The sequence below is a fragment of the Streptomyces sp. NPDC001709 genome (assembly GCF_053596375.1).
In genome coordinates this window covers 81,130-107,625 of record NZ_JBSFGB010000017.1, presented here as the reverse complement: position 1 = coordinate 107,625, position 26,496 = coordinate 81,130, and the positions used below count along the sequence as shown (strand labels likewise).

Here is a 26,496-nt window from a genome sequence, read left to right as displayed (position 1 = left end):
GAAACAGGTTGAACAGGGGAACAATCCAGCCAGCATCCGCAAGCCGATCATCAGGTGACGAGGAGTGGGACCATGTCAGTGGACCGGTACTTCAGGATCTCCGAGCGGGGATCCACGCTCGGCCGGGAGATACGCGGCGGCTTCGCCACGTTCTTCACCATGGCCTACATCCTTGTCCTGAATCCGATCATCCTGGGCAGCGCCAAGGACAAGTACGGGCACGCGCTCGACACCGGCCAACTCGTCACGGCCACCGCGCTGGTGGCCTGTGTGATGACGATCGTGATGGGCGTCGGCGGCAATCTCCCGCTCGCCATCGCCGCCGGCCTCGGCCTCAACGCCGTCGTCGCCTTCCAGCTGGCCCCGCTGATGAGCTGGCCCGACGCGATGGGCCTGGTGGTCCTGGAGGGACTGGTCATCTGCCTGCTGGTCCTCACCGGACTGCGGAAGGCCATCATGAACGCGATCCCGCAGCAGCTGAAGCAGGCCATCGGCGTCGGCATCGGCCTGTTCATCGCCTTCATCGGCTTCGTCGACGCCGGGTTCGTCAGCCGTATCCCGGACGCCGCGCACACCACCGTGCCCGTGCAACTGGGCGCCGTCGGACGCCTGACCGGCTGGCCCGTGCTCGTCTTCTGTCTCGGCGTGCTGCTGACCATCGCCCTGCTCGCCCGGAAGGTGAAGGGCGCGATCCTCATCAGCATCGTGACGATGACCGTCGTCGCGATCATCGTCAACGCCGTCGCCGACATCAAGAGCTGGGGCCTGACCACGCCCAAGGTCCCCGACAAGGTCGTCGCGGCCCCGGACTTCGGGCTCATCGGTCACTTCAGCCTGTTCGGCGGCTTCGCCAAGGCCGGCGTCCTCACCGCCGTCCTGCTGGTCTTCACCCTGATCCTGTCGGACTTCTTCGACGCCATGGGCACCATCGTCGGCATCAGCGCGGAGGCCGGACTGCTCGACGAGAAGGGGCAGGTACCCGGCATCGGCCGCGTGCTCTTCATCGACGGCGCCGCGGCCGTCGCCGGCGGTCTCGGCTCCGCCTCCTCCAACACCGCCTACATCGAGTCCGCGGCCGGCGTCGGCGAGGGCGCCCGCACCGGCCTCGCCAACCTCGTCACCGGCGGCCTGTTCGGCCTCGCCCTCTTCCTCACCCCGCTGCTCACCATCGTCCCGCTCCAGGCGGCGGCGCCCGCGCTGATCGCGGTGGGCTTCCTGATGATGACCCACGTCAAGCACATCGACTGGGACCGGTACGAGATCGCCATCCCGGCGTTCCTGACGATTGCCGCGATGCCGTTCACCTACTCCATCACCGACGGGATCGGCGCGGGCTTTGTGTCCTACGTCGGCATCAAGTCGGTGCTGGGGAAGGCGCGGGAGGTCAACTGGCTGTTGTGGGGGGTTTCGGTGCTGTTCCTGGTGTACTTCGCGATCGACCCGATCGAGCAGATTCTCGGGGTGAAGTGAGGGCCGGGACCCTTACTTCAACGCCGCCTGCATCATCGCCTTGGCCACCGGCGCCGCCAGGCCGTTACCGCTCACTTCCGACCGGGCCGCGTCCGACTGCTCCACCATCACGGCGACCGCCACTTCCTTGCCGTTGCCGTCGGACTTGGCGAAGGACGTGAACCAGGCGTAGGGCGTCTTGCTGTTGTTCTCGCCGTGCTGGGCGGTGCCGGTCTTGCCGCCGACGGTGGCGCCGTCGACCAGGGCGTTCGTGCCGGTGCCGTCCTTGACCACCGTCTCCATCGCCGACTGGAGCTGCTCGGCGGTGGAGGCGGAGACGATCTCCTTGCTGTCCGTGTTGTCGTCGTAGTTCTGCAACACCTCACCGCCACTGTCGGTGATCTGCGACACCATATGCGGCGAGACCAGCTTGCCGCCGTTGGCTATGGCCGCGGACACCATGGCCATCTGCAGCGGGGTCGCGGTGACATCGAACTGGCCGATGCCGGAGTACGCGGTCTGCGGCTGGTCCATCCGGGAGGGGTACACGCTGGCGTAGGAGCGCACCGGCACATCGAGCTTGTCGTCGTTGAAGCCGAACTTCTCGGCCATGGCCTTCACCTTGTCCTGGCCGAGCTGGACGGCCATATGGCCGAAGACGTTGTTGCAGGAGTACTGCAGGGCGACGCGGATGGGGGCGTTCTTGCACGGCGCCGACTTGTTCTCGTTCACCAGCACGTGCGTCGTGCCCGGCGGGGTGTAGGGGTCGGGGCTGTCGGTCGGGTCGTCCACGTTCTTGTACAGCCCGTCCTCCAGCGCGGCCGCCGCCACGACCAGCTTGAACGTCGAACCCGGCGGCAGCGGCTGGCGCAGCGCGCGGTTGGTGAGCGGCTTGTCCTTGTCCGCGTTCAGCGACTTCCAGGCCACACCGGCCGTGTTCGCGTCGGTGAGCGCGGAGGGGTCGTACGACGGCGTGGACACCGCCGCGAGGACCTTGCCGGTCTTCGGGTCGATCGCGACGGCCCCGCCCTTCTTGTCGCCGAGGGCGCGGTACGCCGCCTTCTGCACGTCCGGGTCGATCGTCGTGAGCACGTTGCCCGGCTCGGCGCGCTTGCCGGTGAGCGTGTCCATCACGGTCTTCAGCCGGTTGTCCGTGCCGTTGAGCAGGTCCTGGTAGATGCCCTCCAGCTGCGTGGGCGCATAGGCCTGCGAGGCGTAGCCCGTCACCGCCGCGTAGAGCTTGCCGTCCTTGTACGTCCGTTTGTACGCGAGGTCGCTCTTCGAGGTCCGGGTGGAGCCGGTGATCGCGTCTCCGGCCACGATGATGTTCCCGAGCGGCCGTGAGTACGTCTGGATCACGTTCCGCCGGTTGTCATTGTCGTCCGCGAGGGCCTTGCCGTCGTAGAACTGCACCCAGGTCGCCCTGACCAGCAGAGCGAGCACGAGCAGCAGCGCGAAGACGGACGCCCGCCTGATCGTCTTGTTCATCCCGCTCCGAAGACGATCGAGAGGGGGCCGATCGTTCCCGTACGCCCCGATTTCTCATCCCGCGCTCAGGAAACCCGCCTCGTACGCGGCGATCACCGCCTGGGTGCGGTCCCGGGCGCCCGTCTTCGCCAGGACCGCCGCGACGTGCGACTTCACGGTGGCGGGGCCCACGTCCAGATGCCGGGCGATCTCGGCGTTGGTCAGTCCGCCGGCCATGTGCCGCAGCACATCGCGCTCGCGTCCGGTGAGCTTGCTCACCCAGGGCGCGGCCGGGGCGGCCCGGTGCGCGTGCGCGGCCGCGAGGGACCGTACCGCCGACGGGAACAGCAGGCTGTCGGTGCGCGCGACCAGCCGTACGGCCTGTACCAGGGCGTCGGCGTCGGACCGTTTCAGCAGGAAGCCGGCGGCACCGGCGCGCAGGGCTTCGTACACATAGGAGTCGTTCTCGAAGGTGGTCACGACGACGATCCGCGGCGGCTGCTCCATGCCGGCGACGATCTGCTCGGTGGCCCGGATGCCGTCGATCTCCGGCATCCGCACGTCCATGAGCACGACGTCGGGCCGCAGTTCCCGGACCACCGACACGGCCTCGGCGCCGGTCGTCGCCTCGCCGACCACCTCCAGGCCGGGCTCGGCGGCGAGGATGGCGCGCAGGGCGGTGCGGACCATGCGCTCGTCGTCGGCGAGGACGATCCGGATGGCGGGCGGGTTCATGCGGTTCCTTTCGGGAGCGGTCGGGTGCGCGCGTCGGCCGCCGCGGCCTGCATGGTCAGGGGCAGCCGTACGGACAGGCGCCAGGAGTTCCCGGATCGCCCCGCCTCCGCCGTGCCGCCCAGCAGCCGCACCCGGTCGGCGATGCCCCGCAGACCATGGCCACCGCCGGGGCGGGGTGCCGCCGCGGTACCCAGGGGGTTCTCGACGGTGATCTCCAAGTGGCCGCCGGCGCCGGCGATATGGACGGTGACCGGTGTGGCGGCGTGTTTCAGGGCGTTGCTCAGGCCCTCCTGCACGATCCGGTACGCCTCCCGGGAGACCAGCGGGGGCAGCGCGGCGGGGTCGGCGGCGACGGTGGCCGTCACGCGCTGCCCGGCGGCCCGGGTCCGGCGCAGCAGCCCGTCCAGGTCGCTCGCGAGGGTCGGCGCGGGCGCGGTGCCCGGCGCGTCACCGTCCCGCAACACGCCCAGCACGGCGTCGAGTTCGCCGACCGTACGCCGGGTGGTCTCCTCGATGGCGGCCAGCGCCTCGCGGACGAACTCCGGGTCGGTGCCGAGGAGCCGGCGGGCCGCGCTCGCCTGGAGGGTGACGGCGCTCAGGGCGTGCCCGACGGAGTCGTGCAGCTCGCGGGCGAGCCGGTTGCGTACCGCGAGGTCGGCGGCGCGGGCCTCGGCGGCGGCCAGCCGGTCCTGAGGGGTGGGCCCGAGCAGTGCGGGTGCCCAGTGGGCCAGCAGCGCCCCGCAACCGGCGGCGCACGCGGCGAGCGCGACCAGCGCGGCCAGGCCCGCGACCGGGGAGAGCGCCAGTACCCAGCCGTGGTGCAGGGATTCGGGCAGGCCGAGCGGGTGGCCCAGCGCGACGAACAGGGGCAGGACGATCAGCGCCCCCGCGAACGGCGGCACGGACAGCGTCATGCCCGAGATGATCCCGCCGAGACCGAGGTGCAGCGTGAACCAGGCCGCCGTACGCGCCCGTTCGGCGGGAGTGGGGGCCGGCCCGTGCGCCAGGGCGTCCCCGTCGATCCCGCACAGGGCCCGCGCCGCCCCGGACTCCAGCGGCCGGGTCAGCGGGAACAGCGAGGTGATCGCGGCGATCGGCAACCCGATGCCGAAGGAGCCGAGTTGGAGCGGAAGGGAGCCGAAGACGTTGTCCACGCCGGTGAACGGCCCGATGATCACCGAGCCGACGAGGACGTACGGCATGGCGAGGGCGCCGCCCAGGATCAGATGGATCCAGCGGCGCCGCGCCCGCCCGCCGAAGAGCGGCCTCGACATCCGCGTCACTGCGGGACCTTGCCGGACCGGTCCGCGAGGAAGCGGGCGGTGACGGTCGCCACGAGAAGGCCGGTGATCATCTGCCCAGCGTAGGTCAGGCCGGTCAGCGGTGTCGGCCCGTCGCCCGTGACCAGCACGGCCAGCGACATCCAGCCGCCCCAGCAGGCCACCGCTCCGGAACCGGTCCAGGCCAGCGCCAGCGGCACGGCGACGGGCAGCGTACGGCCCCGGCGGAAGGCGAGCTGCCAGGCGCCGGTGACGGCCGCGGCGAGGAAGAGGACGTAGACGAACTCCATGGACCGGTCCCCGTCCCCGCCGCCGTCCATCGCGATCGCCCCGCAGCCCCGCAGCAGCCGCACCGCGCACGGGAGCAGCGCGACAAGCGCCGCCGACACGGCCGTCACCGCCGTCAGCCGCCGCGCCGCCGTCCCGGCCCCGGCCGGCAGCTCCCGCACCCGCCCGCGCCACAGCCGCCCCCAGCGCTCGCGGGCGTACCCGGCGAACAGCGCGCCCAGCGCCAGCCCCTGCACGATGAACCCGCTGTACACCACGCCGAAGACCCAGTCGTCCAGGAAGGGCTTGTCGGTCGCGTTGCCGCCCCCGCCGCCGTGCAGGACGAGCTGCAGCGGGAAGCCCACCATGATGGGGGCGAGGAGCCCCACGGCGCACCACATCGGCACCGCGAGCAGCCAGGCCGGCACCCGCCGGCCCCACGGTCGGGTCAGCAGCAGCGCCAGCACGACGACGGCCGCGTCCATCAGCACGGTGAGGCCGTTGGTGAGCGCCATGGTCAGCCGGTGCTCCAGCAGCGGGCTGCCGTCCGGGATGCCCAGGTGACTCCCGGCGATCCAGGCGAACTTGAGGGACAGATACGGCAGGCAGGCGGCGATGGCCACGAGCCGGAGCGAACGGCGCCGCGCGGAGATGCCGCCAGGGAGAGCGGCCGTCGAGATCGTCATGCCGCAACGCTCCCGCGCCGCCCGGGGTGTTCACCTCCTGCGGCCCGACGATCCGTCTCCGCCGCACGGGGGAGACGCTCAGCCCTCCAGGACGAGCACGACCTCGTCGATCTCCCGGCCCCGCCCGTTGGCGTAACCCCGTGCCCGGGCCCTCTCGCGGAACCCGCACTTCTCCAGTACCCGCAGCGAGGCGGTGTTGTCGGCCGCCGCCCGCGCGTACAGGGGCCGTTCGGGGACCTCGGCGAGCAGGGCCCGCAGCGCGGCCGTGGCCACGCCGCGACCCCAGTACGCGCGGTCGATCCAGTACGTCACCTCGCGCTCGCCCGGCTCCCCGTAGACCGCGGTGCTGCCCGCCACCCGCCCGTCGACGAGCACCGTCCGCGGTACGGCGGAGGAAGCGCGGATGCGTTTCCACTGGGCGTCGAAGGCGTCCCGGTCCGCCGGGTCCTCGGGTCCGAACGCGGCCATGAGGAGCGCCTCCGGGTCGCTCATCTGCCGGAAGAACACCGGCAGATCACTGTCCCGCACGGCACGCAGCGCGATCTCCATGAGACCCGACCCTACGACGGCGGCGGCCCCCAGCCAACGACAGCACAGCCGACGCGCCCGCGGCGGTACCGGTGGCGAGCGGCGACGCCACGGGCGGCGCATCTGCGCCGCGACGTCACGGCCGGCGCGCCTGCGCTCGGCCGCTCGCGGTCAGAGTCGCCGGGTCGCCAGCGCCAGACGGTCGCGCGCGTCGAACAGGGCGTCCTTGATCATCTGCTCGTGGGCGGGGGTCAGCCGGGCCACCGGCACCGAGCAGCTGATCGCGTCCCGGGCCGGTGTGCGGTACGGGATCGCCACGCCGAAGCAGCGCAGGCCCAGCGTGTTCTCCTCGCGGTCGACCGCGAAGCCCTGCTCCCGTACCTGGTGCAGCTCCTCGATGAGCTTCTCCCGGTCGGTGATGGTGTTCTCGGTGAGCGCGGGCAGGGTCTCCGGCAGCAGCTTGCGCACCTGCTCGTCGGTGTACGTGGCGAGGATCGACTTGCCGAGGGAGGTGGAGTGGGCGGGCAGCCGGCGCCCGACCCGGGTGAAGGGCCGCAGATAGTGCTGGGACTGGCGGGTCGCCAGATAGACGACATTGGTGCCGTCGAGCCGGGCCAGGTGGATGGTCTCGGTGGTGTCGTCGGAGAGCCGGTCCAGGGTCGGCCGGGCGGCGGCCACCACCTCGTCGCCGTCGATGTACGACGTGCCCACCAGCAGCGCCCGCACCCCGATGCCGTACCGCGTGCCGGTCGCGTCCGTCTCCACCCAGCCCAGCTCCACGAGCGTGCGCAGCAGCATGTACAGGCTGGACTTGGGGTACCCGACGGCCTCCTGCACGGCCGCGAGGGAGTGCATGCCGGGCCGGCCGGCGAAGTACTCGAGCAGTTCAACGGTCCGTACCGCGGACTTGACCTGCGCGCCGCCGCCTGTGTCGCCTGCCGACATCGCCCTTGACCCCTTCGTTGGACGCCAAATAGTCTCCGACAGCATATTCATCATCAGAGACAGCGTTCAGTATATCGAACATCGCTGATGGATGACCCCGTACTGCGGCATGACATGTGGAGGGACCCGCGGTGGCAGCAGCACCAGTCTGGAGTGTCGACCCGCGCACCGGGAAGCAGCGTGAACAGGTTGCGGTGGAGGCCACGGCCCAGGAGGTGGACGCGGCCGTCAAGGCGGCGCACGCCGCGCGCGGTGCCCTCGCCGACCGCACCGTACGCGCCGCGTTCCTGCGCTCCGCCGCCGCGGGCCTGGACGCGGCCAGGGACGGTCTGGTCGAGACCGCCGACGCCGAGACCGCCCTCGGCCCGGTCCGGCTGACCGGTGAACTCGCCCGCACCAGCTACCAGCTGCGGGCCTTCGCCGGCATCGTCGACGAGGGCGCCTTCCTGGACGTCGTCATCAACCACCCCGACGACACCGCGACCCCGCCCGTCCCGGACCTGCGCCGCTACAAGGTCCCGCTCGGTGTCGTCGCGGTCTACTCCGCCTCCAACTTCCCCTTCGCCTTCTCCGTGGCGGGCGGCGACACCGCGAGCGCGCTGGCCGCGGGCTGCCCGGTCGTCGTCAAGGCCCACCCCGACCACCCGGCCCTGTCCGAGCTGGTCGCCAAGGTGCTGCGCCGGGCCGCCGCCGAGCACGGCATCCCCGAGGGCGTCGTCGGTCTGGTGCACGGCTTCGAGGCGGGCGTGGAGCTGATCGAGCACCCACTGGTCGCCGCCGCGGGCTTCACCGGGTCGGTGCGGGGTGGGCGTGCCCTCTTCGACGCCGCGGCCGCGCGTCCCGTGCCGATCCCGTTCCACGGCGAGCTGGGTTCGCTGAACCCGGTCCTGGTGACCGAGGCCGCCGCCGCCGAGCGGGCCGATGAGATCGGTATCGGGCTCGCCGGGTCCATGACGCTGGGAGTCGGGCAGTTCTGCGTCAAGCCGGGCCTGGTGCTCGTGCCGTCCGGCGCGGCGGGCGACGGCCTGCTCAAGGCCCTGACGGACGCGGTGAGCAACTCCGAGGCCGGGGTGCTGCTCGACCACCGGATGCGGGACAACTTCATCGCCGGGGTCGAGGAGCGCGGCCGCCTCGCGGACGTGGACTCCCCGGTCACCCCGGGGGCCGGCGGCGCGCACACCGTCAGCGCCGGGCTGCTCACCGTGCCGGCGAACAGGCTGGCCTCGCCGGGGGCGCACGACCTGCTGCTGGAGGAGTGCTTCGGGCCGGTCACCGTGGTGGCACGGTACGACGGCGAAGCCGAGGCCGCCGCGGTGCTGTCCCGCCTTCCCGGCAACCTCACCGCGACGGTCCAGCTGTCCGCCGAGGAGGCCGCCGGCAACGGCCGGGGCGCGGAGATTCTCGCCGAGCTGACTCCGCTGGCCGGCCGCGTGCTGGTCAACGGGTGGCCGACGGGGGTCGCCGTGGCACCGGCCCAGCATCACGGGGGGCCGTACCCCGCGACCACGTCCACGTCCACGTCCGTGGGCGGTACGGCCATCGAGCGGTGGTTGCGGCCGGTCGCGTACCAGAACGCGCCCGCCGCCCTGCTCCCGGCCGAGCTGAAGGACGAGAACCCCTTGGGACTTCCCCGGAGGTTCAACGGGGTTCTGGAACGGTAGCGCGGGCCTCGAAAAGTTCTCCTGAGACAATCGGACCATGGACGTGGAACTTCCCGAACTCCCCTTCCTCCTGCGCACCTACGGCCCCGACGGGCACTGGTCCTACGAGAACGGCGTACTGACCGGATGGGCCGGGCCCCGGCAGGACCGGTTCGTCACGCCCACCGGGGAGGCCCTGGACCCCGCCTCCGACGCGCCCCGGCTGCTGGGGGCGCCGGAAGGGGACTTCCAGCTGATCGCCCGGGTCACCGTCGGGTTCAACGCGTCCTTCGACGCGGGCGCGCTGTACGTCCACGTCGGCGAGCGGGCCTGGGCCAAGCTGTGCCTGGAGTACTCCCCGGACGTGCCCACCGTCTGCACGGTGGTCACCCGGGGGCACTCCGACGACGCCAACTCCTTCACGGTGGAGGGGAGTTCGGTATGGCTGCGAGTCAGCCGCACCGGGCGGGCCTTCGCCTTCCACGCCTCCCGGGACGGTGAACGCTGGACCTTCGTCCGGCTGTTCACCCTGGGCGACGAGAAGGAGACCGGCGACGCGCTGGTCGGCTTCATGACCCAGGCGCCGCTGGGGGAGGGGTGCGTGGTGACGTACGACCACCTCACCTTCCGGCCCGGCTGGCCGGACGACCTCCGAGACGGCAGCTGAGGACGAAGGTCAGGGCGAACAGGATCGCACCCAGCGCCAGGCTCGCCCGCATCCCGGTGGCGAAACCGCCGTTCACCAGCGCGCCGAACACCGCGATCCCGAGGCCCCCGGCCACCTGGCGTGCCGCGTTGAGCACCCCGGCGGCCAGGCCCGCCCGCTCGGCCGGTACGGCGTCCATCATCACGGCCGTCAGCGGCGGGACGGTCAGCGCGCAGCCGAGGGCCACCGGGACGAGCAGGACGGCCACCACGGCGGCGGGCGTGCCGGAGCCGACGGTCAGCAGACCCAGCAGGCCGGCCACGGCCAGCGCCTGGCCGAGCAGCATCGGCAGCCGGGGGCCGTAACGGCCGGCCAGCTTCCCGGAGGCCACGTTGGTCACCGCGATCAGCCCGGACATCGGCAGGAAGAGCAGCCCGGTGTAGAGCGCCGAACGGCCCTGCACTTGCTGGAAGAAGAGCGAGAAGAGGAACACCACGCCGTAGAAGGCCACGCTGCACGCCGCCCCGGCCGCCACGGAGACCCGCACCGCCCGGTCCCGGAACAGCCCGAGTGGCACGACCGGGTGCGGCTGCCGTGACTCGATCCAGACGAACAGCGCGGCGGCCGCCACCGCCACGGCCCCGGCCGCGATGCCCGTCGTACCGCCCTCGATGACCGCGAAGGTGAGGGCGGTCAGCGCGACCACGGCCGTGAGCTGGCCCGGCAGGTCCAGGGGTGCCGGGCGGCGCTCGGAGCGCGGGGCACGCAGCAGCATGAGCAGGGCGACCGCGCCCAGCGGCAGATTGATGAAGAAGATCCCGCGCCAGTCCCAGGCCGTGGTCAGCGCCCCGCCCGCCACCGGACCCAGCGCCACCGCGACCGAGCCCCCGGCCGCCCACAGCGCCACCGCCCGCGCGCGCTGCGCCGGATCGGTGTACGCCTGCCGTACCAGGGACAGCGACGCGGGCAGGACGACGGCCGCCGCGACGCCCTGCACCACGCGGGCGCCGATCAGCACCGGGAGGGTCGGCGCCAGTCCGCAGGCCGCCGAGGCGAGCGTGAAGACGGTGATGCCGAGGGCGTACGCCCTGCTGGCCCCGGCCCGGTCCGCGAAGGCGCCGGTGGAGAGCATCAGGGCGGCGAAGGCCAGCGTGTAGGCGTCCACCACCCATTGGAGGCCGGACATCCCGCCGCCGAGTGACGAGCCGATCGCCGGGAGGGCCACGTTCACCACCGACGCGTCGAGGGTGATCAACGCGAAGCCCAGCAGGGCGGCGGTCAGGGCGCGGGCGGGGGTGTGCCCGGACTCGAACCCGCCCTTCTTCGAGGGGAGTTGGATGGCTCGAAGGCTCTGGTTGGTTGGCATGGCTCCATGCTGCGGATCTCTCCCCGCGTACAGTAGTGGCCTGAACGCCATGCATCCGGAGGTTCTGGCCATGCTGCGAGTCGCGGTCGTCGCGTCCCCGCCCGTGTCGATGTTCAACCTCGCCATCCCCGAGCTGCTGTTCGACAAGGTCGAGGTCGACGGGCGGCCCGGCTACGAGGTGGTGATCTGCGCACCCGACCCCGGCCCCGTGCCCACCACCGGCAGCCTCGACCTGCACATCCCGCACGGTCTGGAGGCGCTGCGGGAGGCGGACACCGTGATCGTGGCGGGCACCGGCAAGCCCTTCTCGCCGGATGCGCGCGTGCTGGAGGTGCTGCGCGAGGTCGCCGGCGCGGGCGTGCGCATCGCCTCCATCTGCACCGGCGCCTTCTCGCTCGCCGAGGCCGGTCTGCTCAAGGGCCGCAAGGCGACCACCTACTGGGCGCACGCCGCCGAACTGCGCCGCCGGCACCCCGATATCGAGGTCCAGGGTGATGTCCTCTACGCCCAGGACGGCCAGTTCCTCACCTCCTCCGGGTACGCCGCCGGCATCGACCTGTGCCTGCACCTCATCCGCACCGACTACGGCGCCGCCGTCGCCAACGAGGTCGCCCGCCTCGCCCTGGTCGCCCCGGTCCGCCCCGGCGGCCAGACCCAGTTCACCCACACCCCGCTGCCGCCCGAGCGCGGCACCGCCTGCGCCGACACCCGCGGCTGGGCCATGCGCAACCTCGACAAGCCGCTCACCCTCACCGACCTGGCCCGGCACGCCGGGGTCTCCGTACGCACCCTCACCCGGCGCTTCCACGCCGAGAGCGGCGTCAGCCCCCTGCAATGGCTGCTGCACCAGCGCATCGAGCGCGCCAAGGAACTCCTGGAGACCACCACCCTGCCCATGGACCAGGTGGCCGCCGCCTGCGGCCTCGGCACCGCCGACTCCCTGCGCACCCACCTGGTCCGCCGCGCCGGCCTCACCCCGAGCGCGTACCGGGCCCAGTTCAGCCGCCTCGGAACCGGACAACCGGCGGTCACGTCCTCCGTAGCATGATCAGTGAACGCGTGACCGGCGGTCTGATGATCCGTACCGCCGTGCCCGCCGAGGCCGAGACCATCGCCGACCTGCACTCCCGCGCCCGCTCGACGTACTACCCGCACGGTGCCCCCCAGTCCGACTTCGACTGGTGCGAGGCTTGGCGCGGGTCCATCGAGCGCCCCGACGGCCATGTGCTGTGCGCCGTCGAGCAGGGCCGGATCGTCGGCATCGCCTCCTTCCGCACCCCCGACGGCGCACCCGCGGAAACGGTCAAGCTGTTCCAGTTCCACGTCGACCCCGACCACTGGCGCTCCGGCATCGGCACGGCCCTGCACGCCGCCTGTGTGGAGGAGTGGCACGCCGACGGCAAGCGCGCGGCCGTACTCGACGTACACGTGGACAACCAGCGGGCCCAGGCCTTCTACGCCCGCCAGGGCTGGGTCGCCGACCCGGAGAACCCGCCCGCCGAGGGCGACCACCACCTCTTCCTGCGCTTCTCCGTGACCGGGGAATGAAGCAGGGGCGGGGAATGATGCGCGCTGCTTGAACGTTCATGTACCGGTGTGGAGAGAGTCTCCGCGCCCGTACGACCTGGAGAGCCGAAGACATGCGCGTCGAAATATGGACCGATATCGCCTGCCCCTGGTGTTATGTCGGAAAAGCCCGTTTCGACAAGGCGCTCGCTGCCTTCCCGCACCGCGACGACGTCGAGGTGGTGCACCGCTCCTTCGAGCTGGATCCCGGCCGCGCCAAGGGCGATGTCCAGCCGGTGATCACCATGCTCACCAGGAAGTACGGCATGAGCGAGGCGCAGGCCGAGGCCGGCGAGGACAACCTGGGTGCCCAGGCCGCCGCCGAGGGCCTGGACTACCGCACCCGGGGCCGCGACCACGGCAACACCTTCGACATGCACCGCCTGCTGCACTTCGCCAAGGAGCAGGGCAGGCAGGACGAGCTGATCCAGGTCCTGTACCGGGCGAACTTCGCCGAGGAGCGGTCCGTCTTCACCGAGGGCGACGAGCGCCTGGTAGAGCTGGCCGCCGAGGCCGGACTGGACGCCGGGGCCGCCCGCGCGGTGCTCGCCGACCCGAAGGCGTACGCCGACGACGTCCGCGCCGACGAGCGCGAGGCCGCCCAGCTCGGCGCCACCGGCGTGCCGTTCTTCGTCCTGGACCGGAAGTACGGCGTCTCCGGCGCCCAGCCCGCCGAGGTCTTCACCCGGGCGCTGACCCAGGCCTGGGGCGAGCACTCCCCGCTGAAGCCGGTCGACCAGGAGGACGCCCAGGCCTGTGGGCCGGACGGGTGCGCGGTGCCGCAGCAGGGCTGAAACCGCAGGTCGGCGCGGATGTATAAGGCCTCCTAAGCGAATCCACGTAAAAATTCGCAATGGACGGGGAGTTCCATGACCCGCACAGTGGGGTCATGGAGACCTTCGAGAGCCTCGTCCGCGCCGAGTTCAGCCCGAAGAACACCTATCTGAACACCGCGAGCAGCGGCCTGCTCCCGGCCCGCACGGTCGCCGCGCTGCACGAGGCGGCGGTCATCCGGGCCGAGGGACGGCCGCTGGATCCGCTGTTCGACGACGTCGAGGGGGCCCGGGCCGCGTTCGCCCGGCTGGCCGGGGTGCCGGTGGCCCGGGTGGCGGCGGGCGCGTCCGTCTCCTCCCAGACGGGCCTGATCGCCGCCTCGCTGCCCACGGGCGCCGAAGTGCTCACCGCCGAGGACGACTTCACCTCCGTGCTCAACCCGTTCCATGTGCGGGGCGACCTCAAGGTCCGCGCCGTGCCGCTGGAGCGCCTCGCCGAGTCCGTCCGCCCCGGCACCGCGCTGGTCGCGGTCAGCGCCGCACAGTCCGCCGACGGCCGGGTCGCCGACCTCGCCGCCCTGCGCGAGGCGGCCCGCGTCCACGGCACCCGCACCTACGTGGACTTCTCCCAGGCCGCGGGCTGGCTGCCGATGGACGCCGGTGCCTACGACTTCACCGTGGCGACGACCTTCAAATGGCTGCTCGGTCCGCACGGGGCGGCCTTCCTCGTCGTCCCCGAGGACTTCGGCGGGCTGTCCCCGCTGCTCGCGGGCTGGATGGCGGCCGAGGAACCGTGGACCAGCTGCTACGGCCCGGTGCTCGAACTGGCCCACTCGGCACGCCGGTTCGACGTCAGCCCCGCCCTGTTCACCCACGCCGGGGTGCGTCACTCGCTCGCCCTGATCGAGGAGCTGGGCGTGACCGCCGTGCAGGCCCACGACCTGGCGCTGGCCGACCGGTTCCGCACCGGACTCGCCTCGCTCGGCCACGAACCGCTGCCCGCCCCCGGCTCGGCGATCGTCTCCGTCCCCGGACTCGGCTCCCGCCAGCCGGAGTTGAGCCGAGCCGGCATCGAGGTCTCCAATCGTGCGGGCAATCTGCGCGCGTCCTTCCACCTCTACAACACGGAGGCGGACGTGGACCGCCTGCTGGACGTGCTGTCCGGCTGACCGCTCAGCCCCGCTCCGGGTTCCCCTCGCACAGATTGGCCTCGACCCGGCCGAGCAGCGTGAGCAGCTGCTCGCGCTCGGCCGGGGCCAGCCCCGCGAAGCTCTGCTCCTCCAGCTCGCTCCACAGCCGCTCCACCTCGGTCAGCAGCCGGGCGCCGGAGTCTGTCGCCTCCACCAGCACCGCGCGCCGGTCCGCCGGGTCCGGCAGCCGCCGCACATGCCCGGCCTGCTCCAGCCGCTGGACCATCTTGGTCACCGTGGAGGGGTCGAGGCCGAGCGTCCGGATCAGGTCCGACTGCCGGGCCGGGCCGCTCTCCCACAGGTGCATCATGACGAACTCCTGGCCCGGGTAGAGCCCGAGTTCGCGCAGCAGCCCGGCGGCCGCCGTGCGGTGCAGCCGGGCGACCCGGCTCAGCGCGTGGCTGACCGGGCCACCCCGGGCGGCCGCGGGCAGCGCACGGGCATGCCCGGCCGCGCCCGCTGCTGCCGGCTCCTTGGTGGCGTCCATCGCTGCTCCCGCGCCTGTTCGACGTTGCGTCGAGTGTCCCCGAAGGGTCCTCGAAGGGTCTTCGAAGGGTACCCACGGCTATTTACTTGGTCGGCCAATGAATCGGTGTAGGGTGGCCTCGACGGCATTACTTGGTCGGCCACATAATTCTTACCCGTGGGGAGAACCATGACCACCGCATTCGACCCGATCGACCTCCCGGGCCTGCGCCTGGCCAACCGCATCGCCATGGCCCCGATGACCCGCAGCCGTGCCGTACCGGGCGGCCTGCCGACCGCCCTCACCGCCGAGTACTACGCCCAGCGCGCCTCCGCCGGCCTGATCGTCACCGAGGGCATCCAGCCCTCCGTCATCGGCCAGGGCTACCCGGACACCCCGGGCCTGCACAGCCCCGACCAGGTCACCGCCTGGCGCGCGGTCACCGACGCCGTGCACGCCGCCGGAGGCCGGATCTTCGCCCAGCTCATGCACACCGGCCGGATCGGTCACCCCGACCTGCTGCCCGACGGACTGGTCAACGTCGCGCCCTCCGCGGTCGCCGCGCACGGCACGGTCTACACCCACGAGGGGCCGAAGGACTTCGTCACGCCCCGCGAACTGACCGGTGACGAGATCCACGCCACCGTCGCCGATTTCGCGACCGCCGCGCGGAACGCCGTCCGGGCGGGCTTCGACGGAGTCGAACTCCACGGAGCCAACGGCTACTTGATCCACCAGTTCCTGGCACCCGGCAGCAACCGGCGAACCGACGAGTGGGGCGGCTCGGTGTCCGGCCGGATCCGGTTCGCCGTGGAGACCGCCCGGGCCGTGGCCGAGGCCATCGGCCCCGAGCGCACCGCACTGCGGCTGTCCCCGGGCAACCTGGGCGACGAGGAGCCCGAGCCGGAGCCCGCGTACACCGCGCTGGTCGACGCGCTGGAGCCGCTGGGCCTGGCCTATCTGCACATCCTGGAGGCCGCCCCGGACGTCCGCGGGCTGACGCTGGAGCTGCGCAAGCGGTTCGGCGGCGCCCTCGTCCTCAACCCCGCGACCGAGGGCCCGACCGGTCCCGAGTCGCTCTCCCTCGTCGAGGACGGCACGGCCGACCTGATCGCCTACGGCCGGCTGTTCCTCGCCAACCCCGACCTGCCGGCCAGGCTGAAGTCGGGCGGCCCGTTCAACACCGCGAACCCGGCGACCTTCTACGGCGGCGGGGCCGGGGGATACACCGACTATCCGGCGCTCTGACACACAGCAGTGGGCCCCCGCACGGAACGCGGAGGCCCACTGCTGTGGCACGGAGCTCCCCGTCCCACACGAGGAGGCCCCGGCCCGGTCTTCCCGGCCGGCTACTTCACCGGCGTGAAGTCCCGCGCCCCGATGAACTCGGGTCGGCGGATGGGCGCGGCGAACGGCTCCACCGCCGTGTTCTCCACGCTGTTGAACACGATGAAGACGTTGCTGCGCGGGAACGGCGTGATGTTGTCGCCCGAGCCGTGCATGCAGTTGCAGTCGAACCAGGTCGCCGAGCCGGCCTTGCCGGTGAACAGCCGGATGCCGTGCTCGCCGGCCAGCGAGGTCAGTGCCTCGTCCGACGGCGTGCCCGCGTCCTGCATCTGCAGCGACTTCTTGTAGTTGTCCTCGGGCGTGGCGCCGGCGCAGCCCAGGAACGTCCGGTGCGAGCCCGGCATGATCATCAGGCCGCCGTTGGTGTCGTGGTTCTCGGTCAGCGCGATCGAGACGGACACCGTACGCATGTGGGGCAGGCCGTCCTCGGCGTGCCAGGTCTCGAAGTCCGAGTGCCAGTAGAAGCCGCTCGCGCCGAAGCCCGGCTTGACGTTGATGCGGGACTGGTGGACGTACACGTCCGAGCCGAGGATCTGCCGGGCGCGGCCGACCACACGCGGATCGCGCACCAGGGTCGCGAACACCTCGCTGATCCGGTGCACTTCGAAGACCGAGCGGATCTCCTTGGACTTCGGCTCCACGATGGAGCGCTCGTCGGCGCGGATCGCCGGGTCGGTGACCAGCCGGTCCAGCTCACGCTTGTAGACCTCGACCTCGTCCGGGGTGATCAGCTGGTCGATGGCGAGGAAGCCGTCACGCTCGTACGCCTGCAGATCGGCCGTGGGGATCGGGCCCGGCGTGTCCGGGGAACCCCACACGACCGGGTCCTGGCGCGGGACGGTCACCTCGGTGGTGCCGCGGGTCGGGTAGAGATCGGTGATGCCGGCAGCGGTCATGGGTTCTCACACCTCCTCGGGCTCGGTGAGCAGCGGGTAGACGCCGTTCTCGTCGTGGTCCTCCCGTCCCGTCACAGGCGGGTTGAACACGCAGATGCAGTGGAAGTCCTCCTTGACCCGCAGCGTGTGCCGCTCGTGCCCGTCGAGGAGGTACATGGTGCCGGGCGTGATGGTGTACGTCTTCCCGGCCTCGTGGTCGGTGAGTTCGGCCTCGCCCCGGGTGCAGACGACGGCCTCGATGTGGTTGGCGTACCACATCGACGTCTCGGTGCCGGCGTACAGGATGGTCTCGTGCAGGGAGAAGCCGACCCGCTCCTTGGCCAGGACGATCCGCTTGCTCTCCCAGGTGCCGGACTTCGCCTTGACGTGCCGGTCGGTGCCTTCGATGTCCTTGAACGATCGGACGATCACGGTGGTGCTTTCCTCCTGGTCGGCTTGCGGTTCAGACGGTTTCGCGGATGGCGCGGGCGAGGGTGCTCAGGCCCTCGTCCAGCTCGTCCGGGGTGATGGTGAGGGCGGGCAGCAACTTGACGACCTCGCCCTCCGGGCCGGACGTCTCGATGAGCAGCCCGAGCTCGAAGGCCCGCCGGGCGACCCGAGAGGCCCGGTCCTTGTCGCGGAACTCCAGGCCCCACACCAGGCCGCGCCCGCGGTACTCCTTCACATCGGCGAGGTTCTCCTCGGTGATGGCGATCAGCGCCTGCTCGACCTGCTCACCACGGGCACGGGTCTGCTTCTCCATGGCCGAGCCGTCGGTCCAGTACGTCTCCAGGGCCGCGGTGGCGGTGACGAACGCGGGGTTGTTGCCCCGGAAGGTGCCGTTGTGCTCGCCCGGCTCCCAGACGTCCAGCTCCGGCTTGAACAGGCACAGCGACATCGGCAGCCCGTAGCCGCTGATCGACTTGGACACCGTGACGATGTCGGGCGTGATCCCGGCCTCCTCGAAGGAGAAGAAGGCACCGGTACGGCCGCAGCCCATCTGGATGTCGTCGACGATCAGCAGCATGTCCTGCCGCTCGCACAACTCCTTCAGCGCGCGCAGCCACTCGGGCCGGGCGACATTGATGCCGCCCTCGCCCTGCACGGTCTCCACGATCACGGCGGCGGGCTTGTTGAGCCCGGAGCCCTGGTCCTCCAGCAGCCGCTCGAACCACAGGAAGTCCGGGACCGTGCCGTCGAAGTAGTTGTCGAACGGCATCGGCGTGCCGTGCACCAGCGGGATCCCGGCGCCGGCCCGCTTGAAGGCGTTGCCGGTCACGGCGAGCGACCCCAGCGACATCCCGTGGAAGGCGTTGGTGAACGACACGATCGCCTCGCGGGACTTCACCTTGCGGGCCAGCTTCAACGCCGACTCCACGGCGTTGGTGCCCGTCGGCCCCGGGAACATGACCTTGTACGGCAGATCGCGCGGGCGCAGCACCAGATCCTGGAAGGCCTGCAGGAAGGACCGCTTGGCCGTGGTCGACATGTCCAGGCCGTGGGTCACCCCGTCCCGGGACAGATAGTCGATCAACGCCCGTTTGAGTACGGCGTTGTTGTGGCCGTAGTTGAGTGAACCGGCACCGGCGAAGAAGTCGAGGTAGGCATGACCGTCCTCGTCGTACATCCGGCTGCCCTGTGCGCGGTCGAAGACCGTGGGCCAGCCGCGGCAGTAGCTGCGCACCTCGGACTCGAGGGTCTCGAAGACGCTGAGGTCGGGCTGGGTGATGGTCACGGTGAATCGCTCCTCAGTGGGCGGTGAAGTCGGTCAGCGGACCGATGCGGTAGAGGACTTCGGGGTCGTGCGGGCCGTCCGGGAACAGCTCGGCGGGGAACAGCACCTCACGCTCCAGGCGTGCCCCGTGCCGGGCGGCGAACGAGGTGAACAGCCGCTCGGAGGCGGTGTTGCCGGGGGTGATGGTCGTCTCCACGTCGGTGATGCCGCGCTCGGCGGCGAGGCGCCTGGTCAGCCCCTCCAGCAGGGCGGCGGCGATGCCGCGGCCGCGGTGGGCGGAGTCGACGGCCACCTGCCAGACGAGCAGGGTGCGGGGGTGCTCCGGCCGCACATAGCCGGTGACGAAACCGACCGGCTCCCCGTCCGCGCCCCGTGCCACCGCCGAGGTGCCGGAGAAGTCCCGGCACCACAGCAGATAGCTGTACGAGGAGTTCAGGTCGAGGGTTTTCGAGTCCTTGGCGAGACGCCAGAGCGCGGCTCCGTCGGTCACCGCCGGCTGGTCGATCAGCAGGTCTGCGGGTGCGGCAGTCATGCGGCACGAATTTAGCGAGGCGAATTAGGAAATGCACGGGCGCCGTCGCTGTGCCGCACAGAGGGCATTATGAAATGCCTGAATTATCCCACGTCAAACCGGGACAAAGCCCTGCCTGTGTGGAGTGTGTCACACCCCGGAAACCGCCGGAAACCCGCTGGAAAACTGCCCGGTTTAGCCTCGCAAAAAGCGGGCAGAAGAAGATGGGAAGCTATCGTCCTGGGAATTGGCGGGAATTGTGAAAGTAAATTGAATTCAGAATCCGGTGGTGCCGTCGATCCGTTCACGCAGAATGTCGGCGTGTCCGTTGTGCCGGGCGTACTCCTCGATGAGGTGGATCAGCACCCAGCGCACACTGACCTCGACACCGGCCATCGGCTCGTCGACGATCCGCCCGGTGTCCTCCAGATCCCGCTCGGCGAGCAGCTCCCGGCCGCGCGCGATCTCCCGCCGCCACACCTCCAGCGCGTCCGCCAGCCCCCGCCCCGGATCAAGGGCGTACCCCGTCTCCTCCTCGAACACCGGCGGCACCTCCCGCCCGGCCAGCACCCGCTGGAACCAGTTCCGTTCGACCTCGGCGAGGTGCTGGACGAGTCCGAGCAGCGTCAGCGACGACGGCTCCGCCGAGGCCAGCCGCACCTGACCGTCGTCCAGCCCCCGGCACTTCAGCTCCAGCGTGGCCCGGTGGAAGTCCAGCCAGCCCTCCAGCATGGGGCGTTCGGGTCCGGCCATCGCGGGCACGGGCCGGCCGTCGGGAAGGGTCTGGGGCGCCTGGGGTGTGGTCATGGCGGCAGCATGGCACGGGGGTACGACAACGTGGCGTGGACGGCGCCGGCCGCCGGTACGGATGCCTGGACCGGGCTGCGGGCGGCCGTGGCACGCCGGTTCGGCCGGGGCGACGGACAGCGCGAGCGAGCGGAACACGAACGCCTGGAGCAGACCACCGCCGATCCGCGATCCGCGCAGCCGCCCCGCTCGGAGCACCTGCGCATCCGCCAGGAGGCGACCTGGCAGGCCACCGGGCGCGGCGAGACGGGCGTGGCCACTGCTTGCCCGGCGTATGTGCGCTACCGCACCTGCGCCCAGGCCGCGTCGGCGGCCCCTCGGGCTCGCTTGTGGTTCACCGGTACCCCGAACTCCGTGAGTGCCGAGCCCAGCGCGGTGAGGCAGGACTCCACGAGGTTCTGCCGGGCGTGCGGGCCATAGTGGTTCACGCGGATCATCTCCCCGGCCAGGGGACCCCCGCCCGCGGCCAGCGGCAGCCCGGGGGCCTCACTGAGGGCCTTGGCCACGACCGCCGACGCGTCCACGCCGGGCGGCGTCCTCAGTGTCGTCGCGACCGGCGCGGCCTCGGCGTCCACGTGCACGAAGGGCTCCAGACCGCCGCCCAGCGCCACCGCACCCGCCCGCGTGGCCAGCGCGGCGCGCCGGTGCCGGGCCATCACCGCCTCCAGGCCTGCCGACTTGATCCGCTCCAGACACGCCTCCAGCGCCAGCATCTCCAGCTGGGCCGGAGCATGCGGCAGCACCCTGCGGCCGGCATCGATCCAGCGCTCCTTCCAGTCCAGCAGGGACAGATAGGAGCGGCGCGGCGCGTTCGGGTTGGCCGCCATCCGAGCCCACGCCCGCTCGCTCACCGAGATCGCCGACACACCCGCCGGGCCGCCCATCGCCTTCTGCGCCCCGATCACGCACAGGTCCACACCCCACGCGTCCGGCAGCACCGGCTCCGCGCCCACGGAGGCCACCGCGTCCAGATAGAACAGCGCGCCCTGCTCCCGTACCACTTCCCCGATCTCGGCGACCGGGTTGGTGTTGCCGGTCGCCGCCTCCGCGTGGACGAGGGACACGAAGTCGACCTCGGGGTGCTCGGCGAACGCCTCCCGGATCTGCTCGGCCGTGACCGCCGTGTGGAAGGGAACGGAGACGTCGTACACGGTCGCGCCGGAGTCGCGCAGCCAGTCGCCGAAGGTCTGCCCGTACGGTCCCGTGATCACGTTCAGGGCCACCGTGCCCGGACCGGCCGCCGCGCGGATCGCGCCCTCCAGCGGCAGCAGCGCCTCGCCCTGCGTGATCAGCACGTCCTGCCGGGTGTCCAGCAGCCGGGCGACCCCGTCCTCGACGGCGGCGAAGCGCTCGGCACTCAGCGGGGGCAGGTCGAGGAAGGGGTGGGACACGGCGGCGCTCTCTTCATACTCGGGGGCAACTCCACCGATCTTAGGTCGAACGGCTCCCCAACCATGGGTTTGATTTGAGAGACTCAAACCCTTCCTTATAATCGGAACTCACAGGTCCCCCACAGAGAAGATCCCCCCCATGAAAACGCTCCTCGGACGCCGGACCCGCCTCCTGGCTGCCACCACCGCGACCGCCGGGCTGGTCCTCGTCGTGGCCGGCTGCTCCTCGAACGGCAGCGGGAGCGGCGGTGCCACCGTCAAGGGGGTCCACATCGCCAAGGCCGGTCAGCTGACCACCTGCACCCACCTGCCGTACCCGCCGTTCCAGTCGGAGATCAACGGCAAGGTGCAGGGCTTCGACGTCTCCCTCATCGACCTCGTCGCCAAGAACCTGGGCGTCAAGCAGCAGATCCTCGACACGCCCTTCGAGAACTTCAAGACCGGCGCGTTCCTGAACTCCGGCCAGTGCGACCTGGCCGCCGCCGGCATGACGATCACGCCCGAGCGCAAGAAGAACGTCGACTTCTCCGACCCGTACTTCGAGGCCACCCAGGCCGTCCTCGTCGACAAGAACAGCGGCGTCAACTCCCTCGCGGACGTCAAGGCCAAGGGCAAGAAGCTCGGCGCCCAGGCGCAGACCACCGGCGAGGACTACGTCAAGGGCAAGGGCTTCGACCCGATCTCCTTCGAGTCCTCCGACGCGGTCCTCAACGGCCTGCGCACCGGCCAGGTCCAGGCCGTCGTCATCGACTACCCGGTCGTCCAGGGGTGGCTGAAGGACAAGGCCAACGCCGAGAAGTTCAAGGTCGTCGACAACCTCAAGACCGGCGAGCAGTACGGCTTCACGGTCAAGAAGGGCAACAAGGCGCTGCTCGACGCCATCAACAAGGCCCTCAAGGACGCCAAGGCCGACGGCACCTACAAGAAGATCTACGAGCAGTGGATCGGGCCGTACAACGCCTCCGTCGCCTCGCCCGCCGCCTCATGACCGAAACGGACGTACAACTCCAGCCGAGGAAAAAGGGACTGACCCGCCGTCAGAAGCGGAGCCTGTCCCGGGGCATCCAGTACGTCGTCTTCGTCGCCGCCGTGGCCGCCTTCGCGGCCGCGGCGGACTGGGGGCGGCTGCAGAACCAGTTCGCCCAGGGCAGCATCGCCCGGCAGATGTTCCCGGACGTCATCACACTGGCGCTGAAGAACACCGTGCTCTACACGCTGTCCGGCTTTGTCGTCGGACTCGTCCTCGGCATGGCCATCGCGCTGATGCGGCTGTCCTCCGTGGGCCCGTACCGCTGGCTGGCGAGCGTCTACATCGAGATCTTCCGGGGCCTGCCCGCCCTGCTGATCTTCATCTTCGTCGGCGTGGCCGTGCCCCTCGCCTTCCCCGGCACGGAGATCCCCGGCGGCACCTACGGCAAGGTCGCGATCGCGCTCGGCCTGGTCTCGGCCGCGTACATGGCGGAGACCATCCGCGCCGGCATCCAGGCCGTGCCCAAGGGACAGATGGAGGCGGCCCGTTCGCTCGGCTTCTCGCCGGCCAAGGCCATGATCTCCATCATCATCCCGCAGGCCTTCCGGATCATCCTGCCGCCGCTCACCAACGAACTCGTCCTGCTGTTCAAGGACTCCTCGCTGGTGCTGTTCCTCGGTGTCACCCTGGAGGAGCGGGAGCTGTCCAAGTTCGGCCGCGACCTCGCCAGTACGACCGCCAACTCCACGCCGATCCTCGTCGCGGGCCTGTGCTACCTGCTGGTCACCATCCCGCTCAGCTATGTCGTCAGGCGCATGGAGTCCAAGGCCCAGGAGGCGATCCGGTGAGCCGCCCGGAGATTCAGGTACGGGACCTGTACAAGTCCTTCGGTGACAACCAGGTGCTCAAGGGCATCGACCTGGAGATCGGCCGGGGCGAGGTCGTCTGTGTCATCGGCCCCTCAGGGTCCGGCAAGTCGACCCTCCTGCGCTGTGTGAACCTGCTGGAGGAGCCCAGCAAGGGCCAGGTCTTCGTCGGCGGCACCGAGCTCACCGACCCGGACGTCGACATCGACGCCGTACGCCGCCGGATCGGCATGGTCTTCCAGCAGTTCAACCTCTTCCCGCACCTGAGCGTCACCGAGAACCTCACGCTCCCGCAGCGCCGGGTCCTCGGGCGGGACAAGGCGACGGCCGCGAGGATCGCCGCCGAGAACCTGGCCCGCGTCGGCCTGGCCGAGAAGGCGGAGGCGTACCCCTCCTCCCTCTCCGGCGGCCAGCAGCAGCGCGTGGCCATCGCCCGGGCGCTGGCGATGGGCCCGGAGGTCATGCTCTTCGACGAACCGACCTCCGCGCTCGACCCGGAACTGGTCGGCGACGTCCTCGCCGTCATGCGCATGCTCGCCACCGAGGGCATGACGATGATGGTCGTCACCCATGAGATGACCTTCGCCCGCGAGGTCGCCGACCGGGTCGTCTTCATGGACGGCGGCGTGATCGTCGAGGACGGCACCCCCGAGCAGGTCATCGGCGACCCGCGGCACGAGCGCACCCGCCACTTCCTCTCCCGCCTGCTCGACCCGGCGATGGCCGAGGTGGAGGAGGAGACTTCCGACCAGGTGGGGAAGGACCAGCCCTAGGTAGTTAAGGTGCGGTCATGAGCGATGGCGCGGTGCTGCACGTGAAGGGGCGGGTCCTCGTCGGGCCCGAGGATGTCCGCGACGAGCTGTGGGTGGTCGGGGGCCGGGTGACCTACGACCGCCCCGCCGGCGCCCGTGACGTGCGTACCGTCGAGGGCTGGGCGCTGCCCGGCCTGGTCGACGCGCACTGCCACGTCGGCCTCGGCACACACGGCCCGGTCGACGCCGGCACCGCCGAGAAGCAGGCGCTCACCGACCGGGAGGCCGGCACCCTGCTGATCCGGGACGCCGGCTCGCCCTCCGACACCCGCTGGGTCGACGACCGCGAGGACCTGCCGAAGATCATCCGGGCCGGCCGGCACATCGCCCGCACCCGCCGCTACATAAGGAACTACGCGCACGAGATCGAGCCCGACGACCTGGTCGCGTACGTCGCCCAGGAAGCCCGGCGCGGCGACGGCTGGGTCAAGCTGGTCGGCGACTGGATCGACCGCGACCTCGGCGACCTCTCGCCCTGCTGGCCGCGCGAAGCGGTCGAGGCGGCCATCGCCGAGGCCCACCGGCTCGGCGCCCGCGTCACCGCGCACTGCTTCGCCCAGAGCTCCCTGCGTGACCTCGTCGAGGCGGGCATCGACTGCATCGAGCACGCGACCGGCCTCACCGACGACCTGATCCCGCTCTTCGCCGAGCGCGGCGTCGCGATCGTCCCGACCCTCGTCAACATCGCCACCTTCCCGCAGCTCGCCGCCGGCGGTGACACCAGGTTCCCGCGCTGGTCGGCACACATGCGCCGGCTGCACGAGCGCCGCTACGACACCGTGCGGGGCGCCTACGACGCCGGTGTCCCGGTGTACGTCGGCACGGACGCCGGCGGCTCACTGGCCCACGGCCTGGTCGCCGAGGAGGTCGCCGAGCTGGTCACCGCGGGCATCCCGCCCCTCGCGGCGCTGTCGGCGACCAGCTGGGGCGCCCGCGCCTGGCTCGGCCGCCCCGGGCTGGAAGAGGGCGCGCCGGCCGACCTGGTGGTGTACGAGGGCGATCCGCGCGCGGACGTACGGGTGCTGGCCGCGCCGCGCCGGGTGGTGCTGAACGGGCGGATCGTGCAGTAGGGGAACGCGCGTGCCCGGTGATTCGAAACGATGTACGGCATATCCACGTTTGAGTGAAGTAGCCCGGGATCGCTGACCGTTCACCCACACCGCGTACAAGGTTGACGGGTCCCAAGCATGTTCCCACTGGGGGTCCCACCGCCTTGAACAGCAAAAACTTCAGCATGCCCGCACGCCGTCTCGCCGCCGTGGCGACGGTCACCGCCCTCGCCGCGGCGCCCGCGGTCCTGGGCGCGGGCGCCGCGCACGCGACCACTGACCACGGTCGCGCCTCCGCCGTCGTCCTGCGCACCGGGCTCGACGTGTCCCTGCTCAACAAGACCGTTCATGTCCCGCTCGCGGTCTCCCTCAACGAGGTGTCGGCACCGCGCAGCGCCGACAAGACCGCACTGTCCGCCCGGCTCGACGGCGTGGCCGGCGGCAAGCCGTTCACCGTCCTCGGTGCGGACGTCGCCTCCGCGAAGGCCACCGTGACCGCGCGGCGCGCCGAGGGCTCGGTCCGGCTCGTCGACGCCAAGCTGCACGTACCCGGCCTGCCCCTGCTGTCCCTGATCGAGGTCGGCACGGTCACCGCCAAGGCGACCTGCGAGGCCGGCAAGGCACCGGCCGCCTCGGCGAACGTCCTCGGCTCCGTCACCGTCCTCGGCAAGCGCGTCACGCTCACCGTCGGCGGCCCGACCGAGGTCAAGGTGCCCGGCGTCGGCGAGGTCCGCCTCGACCTGGCCCAGCGGCGCACCACGACCCGTACGGCCGCCGCCACCGCCCTCGAACTCAAGGTCTCCGTCAACCCCTTGAAGCTCAACGTCGCCGACATCGAGGGCACGGTCACCCTGGCCAAGGCGACCTGCGAGTCCCCGCTGGCCCCGCCCACCGGCCACCCGGTGCCGAGCCACGACCCGGCCGCCGACGTGCGGCCCCAGGGAGCCCGCACCGACCTCGCGGAGACCGGCAGCAGCTCGGCGACCCCGTACATCGCGGGCGGCGCGCTGGCACTGCTGCTGGTCGGCGGGGGAGCGGTGACGCTGGCCAGACGCCGCAAGAGCTGACGCCGACACCCGGCTGGGGGCACGCACGCCGCGCCCCCACGCCCGGCGGTCAGGCGCGGGCG

27 protein-coding genes are annotated in these 26,496 nt (G+C 71.3%); 13 read left to right on the top strand and 14 right to left on the bottom strand.

The window, feature by feature from the left end; translation table 11 throughout:
- The first annotated feature begins 72 nt into the window (after positions 1-72).
- A complete protein-coding gene (locus ACWC0C_RS24740; protein WP_450865926.1) occupies positions 73-1,470 on the top strand; it encodes an NCS2 family permease in 1,398 nt (465 codons plus the stop codon).
- A gap of 12 nt (positions 1,471-1,482) precedes the next feature.
- Here the strand turns inward: ACWC0C_RS24740 and ACWC0C_RS24735 are convergent, their stop codons facing one another.
- The 6 genes from ACWC0C_RS24735 to ACWC0C_RS24710 all read right to left on the bottom strand — a co-directional run bounded on the left by ACWC0C_RS24735 (position 1,483) and on the right by ACWC0C_RS24710 (position 7,357).
- The gene (locus ACWC0C_RS24735) at positions 1,483-2,937 is read right to left on the bottom strand and encodes a peptidoglycan D,D-transpeptidase FtsI family protein (protein WP_450865924.1); all 1,455 of its coding nucleotides are present in this window, start codon (positions 2,935-2,937) and stop codon (positions 1,483-1,485) included.
- A gap of 54 nt (positions 2,938-2,991) precedes the next feature.
- Positions 2,992-3,651 (bottom strand): response regulator, encoded by a 660-nt coding sequence (locus tag ACWC0C_RS24730; RefSeq protein ID WP_450865922.1) that lies wholly within the window; start codon positions 3,649-3,651, stop codon positions 2,992-2,994.
- Positions 3,648-4,925, bottom strand: a complete 1,278-nt coding sequence (locus ACWC0C_RS24725) for a sensor histidine kinase (protein WP_450865921.1) — start codon at positions 4,923-4,925, stop codon at positions 3,648-3,650. Before ACWC0C_RS24725 ends, ACWC0C_RS24730 begins: the two co-directional genes overlap by 4 nt.
- 5 nt (positions 4,926-4,930) lie before the next feature.
- Positions 4,931-5,884, bottom strand: coding sequence for a hypothetical protein (locus ACWC0C_RS24720; RefSeq protein WP_450865920.1), 954 nt, complete (start codon positions 5,882-5,884; stop codon positions 4,931-4,933).
- Positions 5,885-5,962: 78 nt separating this feature from the next.
- Complete coding sequence (locus ACWC0C_RS24715; RefSeq protein WP_450865919.1) at positions 5,963-6,433, bottom strand: GNAT family N-acetyltransferase; 471 nt, start codon at positions 6,431-6,433, stop codon at positions 5,963-5,965.
- A 150-nt stretch (positions 6,434-6,583) separates the two neighbouring features.
- Positions 6,584-7,357 (bottom strand): IclR family transcriptional regulator, encoded by a 774-nt coding sequence (locus ACWC0C_RS24710; RefSeq protein WP_449198453.1) that lies wholly within the window; start codon positions 7,355-7,357, stop codon positions 6,584-6,586.
- A 131-nt stretch (positions 7,358-7,488) separates the two neighbouring features.
- On the opposite strand from ACWC0C_RS24710, the gene ACWC0C_RS24705 reads away from it, so the two are divergent.
- Together ACWC0C_RS24705 and ACWC0C_RS24700 are read left to right on the top strand one after the other, a co-directional pair.
- Positions 7,489-9,018, top strand: a complete 1,530-nt coding sequence (locus ACWC0C_RS24705; RefSeq protein WP_450865917.1) for an aldehyde dehydrogenase (NADP(+)) — start codon at positions 7,489-7,491, stop codon at positions 9,016-9,018.
- A gap of 37 nt (positions 9,019-9,055) precedes the next feature.
- Positions 9,056-9,664, top strand: coding sequence for a DUF1349 domain-containing protein (locus tag ACWC0C_RS24700; protein ID WP_450865915.1), 609 nt, complete (start codon positions 9,056-9,058; stop codon positions 9,662-9,664).
- Here the strand turns inward: ACWC0C_RS24700 and ACWC0C_RS24695 are convergent.
- Complete coding sequence (locus ACWC0C_RS24695) at positions 9,618-11,009, bottom strand: MFS transporter (RefSeq protein ID WP_450865914.1); 1,392 nt, start codon at positions 11,007-11,009, stop codon at positions 9,618-9,620. The two genes, ACWC0C_RS24700 and ACWC0C_RS24695, sit on opposite strands and share 47 nt — an antisense overlap.
- 70 nt (positions 11,010-11,079) lie before the next feature.
- On the opposite strand from ACWC0C_RS24695, the gene ACWC0C_RS24690 reads away from it, so the two are divergent.
- From ACWC0C_RS24690 to ACWC0C_RS24675, 4 genes are all read left to right on the top strand, one after another.
- Positions 11,080-12,057 carry a GlxA family transcriptional regulator gene (locus ACWC0C_RS24690; RefSeq protein WP_450865912.1) on the top strand — a complete coding sequence of 326 codons (978 nt, stop codon included), beginning with the start codon at positions 11,080-11,082 and terminating at the stop codon, positions 12,055-12,057.
- Positions 12,054-12,557 carry an N-acetyltransferase family protein gene (locus ACWC0C_RS24685; RefSeq protein WP_450865910.1) on the top strand — a complete coding sequence of 168 codons (504 nt, stop codon included), beginning with the start codon at positions 12,054-12,056 and terminating at the stop codon, positions 12,555-12,557. The genes ACWC0C_RS24690 and ACWC0C_RS24685 overlap by 4 nt, the downstream gene beginning before the upstream one ends.
- 92 nt (positions 12,558-12,649) lie before the next feature.
- Entirely contained in the window at positions 12,650-13,369 is a 720-nt protein-coding gene (locus tag ACWC0C_RS24680; protein WP_450865908.1) for a DsbA family oxidoreductase, read from the top strand.
- A 95-nt stretch (positions 13,370-13,464) separates the two neighbouring features.
- Positions 13,465-14,517 carry an aminotransferase class V-fold PLP-dependent enzyme gene (locus tag ACWC0C_RS24675; protein WP_450865907.1) on the top strand — a complete coding sequence of 351 codons (1,053 nt, stop codon included), beginning with the start codon at positions 13,465-13,467 and terminating at the stop codon, positions 14,515-14,517.
- A 4-nt stretch (positions 14,518-14,521) separates the two neighbouring features.
- Here the strand turns inward: ACWC0C_RS24675 and ACWC0C_RS24670 are convergent, their stop codons facing one another.
- Positions 14,522-15,025, bottom strand: a complete 504-nt coding sequence (locus tag ACWC0C_RS24670; RefSeq protein WP_449198445.1) for a MarR family winged helix-turn-helix transcriptional regulator — start codon at positions 15,023-15,025, stop codon at positions 14,522-14,524.
- Positions 15,026-15,193: 168 nt separating this feature from the next.
- Here ACWC0C_RS24670 and ACWC0C_RS24665 point away from each other — a divergent pair, with 168 nt between their 5' ends.
- Complete coding sequence (locus tag ACWC0C_RS24665; RefSeq protein WP_450865906.1) at positions 15,194-16,252, top strand: alkene reductase; 1,059 nt, start codon at positions 15,194-15,196, stop codon at positions 16,250-16,252.
- Between the two features lie 101 nt (positions 16,253-16,353).
- Here the strand turns inward: ACWC0C_RS24665 and thpD are convergent, their stop codons facing one another.
- The 6 genes from thpD to ACWC0C_RS24635 form a co-directional block, all read right to left on the bottom strand.
- Positions 16,354-17,247, bottom strand: coding sequence for an ectoine hydroxylase (gene thpD / locus ACWC0C_RS24660; protein ID WP_449198443.1), 894 nt, complete (start codon positions 17,245-17,247; stop codon positions 16,354-16,356).
- A 6-nt stretch (positions 17,248-17,253) separates the two neighbouring features.
- Positions 17,254-17,658, bottom strand: a complete 405-nt coding sequence (locus ACWC0C_RS24655; RefSeq protein WP_450865904.1) for an ectoine synthase — start codon at positions 17,656-17,658, stop codon at positions 17,254-17,256.
- A gap of 31 nt (positions 17,659-17,689) precedes the next feature.
- A complete protein-coding gene (gene ectB / locus ACWC0C_RS24650) occupies positions 17,690-18,961 on the bottom strand; it encodes a diaminobutyrate--2-oxoglutarate transaminase (RefSeq protein WP_449198441.1) in 1,272 nt (423 codons plus the stop codon).
- Positions 18,962-18,974: 13 nt separating this feature from the next.
- Positions 18,975-19,493 (bottom strand): diaminobutyrate acetyltransferase, encoded by a 519-nt coding sequence (gene ectA / locus ACWC0C_RS24645; protein ID WP_450865902.1) that lies wholly within the window; start codon positions 19,491-19,493, stop codon positions 18,975-18,977.
- A gap of 255 nt (positions 19,494-19,748) precedes the next feature.
- The gene (locus ACWC0C_RS24640) at positions 19,749-20,279 is read right to left on the bottom strand and encodes a DinB family protein (protein WP_449198439.1); all 531 of its coding nucleotides are present in this window, start codon (positions 20,277-20,279) and stop codon (positions 19,749-19,751) included.
- Between the two features lie 281 nt (positions 20,280-20,560).
- Positions 20,561-21,670 (bottom strand): pyridoxal-phosphate-dependent aminotransferase family protein, encoded by a 1,110-nt coding sequence (locus ACWC0C_RS24635; RefSeq protein ID WP_450865900.1) that lies wholly within the window; start codon positions 21,668-21,670, stop codon positions 20,561-20,563.
- Between the two features lie 139 nt (positions 21,671-21,809).
- On the opposite strand from ACWC0C_RS24635, the gene ACWC0C_RS24630 reads away from it, so the two are divergent.
- The 5 genes from ACWC0C_RS24630 (at position 21,810) to ACWC0C_RS24610 (ending at position 26,434) form a co-directional block, all read left to right on the top strand.
- Positions 21,810-22,658: a transporter substrate-binding domain-containing protein gene (locus tag ACWC0C_RS24630; protein ID WP_450865899.1), complete on the top strand. Its 849-nt coding sequence runs from the start codon at positions 21,810-21,812 to the stop codon at positions 22,656-22,658.
- The gene (locus ACWC0C_RS24625; RefSeq protein WP_450865897.1) at positions 22,655-23,488 is read left to right on the top strand and encodes an amino acid ABC transporter permease; all 834 of its coding nucleotides are present in this window, start codon (positions 22,655-22,657) and stop codon (positions 23,486-23,488) included. The genes ACWC0C_RS24630 and ACWC0C_RS24625 overlap by 4 nt, the downstream gene beginning before the upstream one ends.
- The gene (locus ACWC0C_RS24620; protein ID WP_449198435.1) at positions 23,485-24,279 is read left to right on the top strand and encodes an amino acid ABC transporter ATP-binding protein; all 795 of its coding nucleotides are present in this window, start codon (positions 23,485-23,487) and stop codon (positions 24,277-24,279) included. The genes ACWC0C_RS24625 and ACWC0C_RS24620 overlap by 4 nt, the downstream gene beginning before the upstream one ends.
- Before the next feature lie 17 nt (positions 24,280-24,296).
- Positions 24,297-25,388 (top strand): amidohydrolase family protein, encoded by a 1,092-nt coding sequence (locus ACWC0C_RS24615; protein WP_449198434.1) that lies wholly within the window; start codon positions 24,297-24,299, stop codon positions 25,386-25,388.
- A 143-nt stretch (positions 25,389-25,531) separates the two neighbouring features.
- Entirely contained in the window at positions 25,532-26,434 is a 903-nt protein-coding gene (locus ACWC0C_RS24610; RefSeq protein WP_450865894.1) for an SCO1860 family LAETG-anchored protein, read from the top strand.
- Positions 26,435-26,496: the final 62 nt, after the last annotated feature.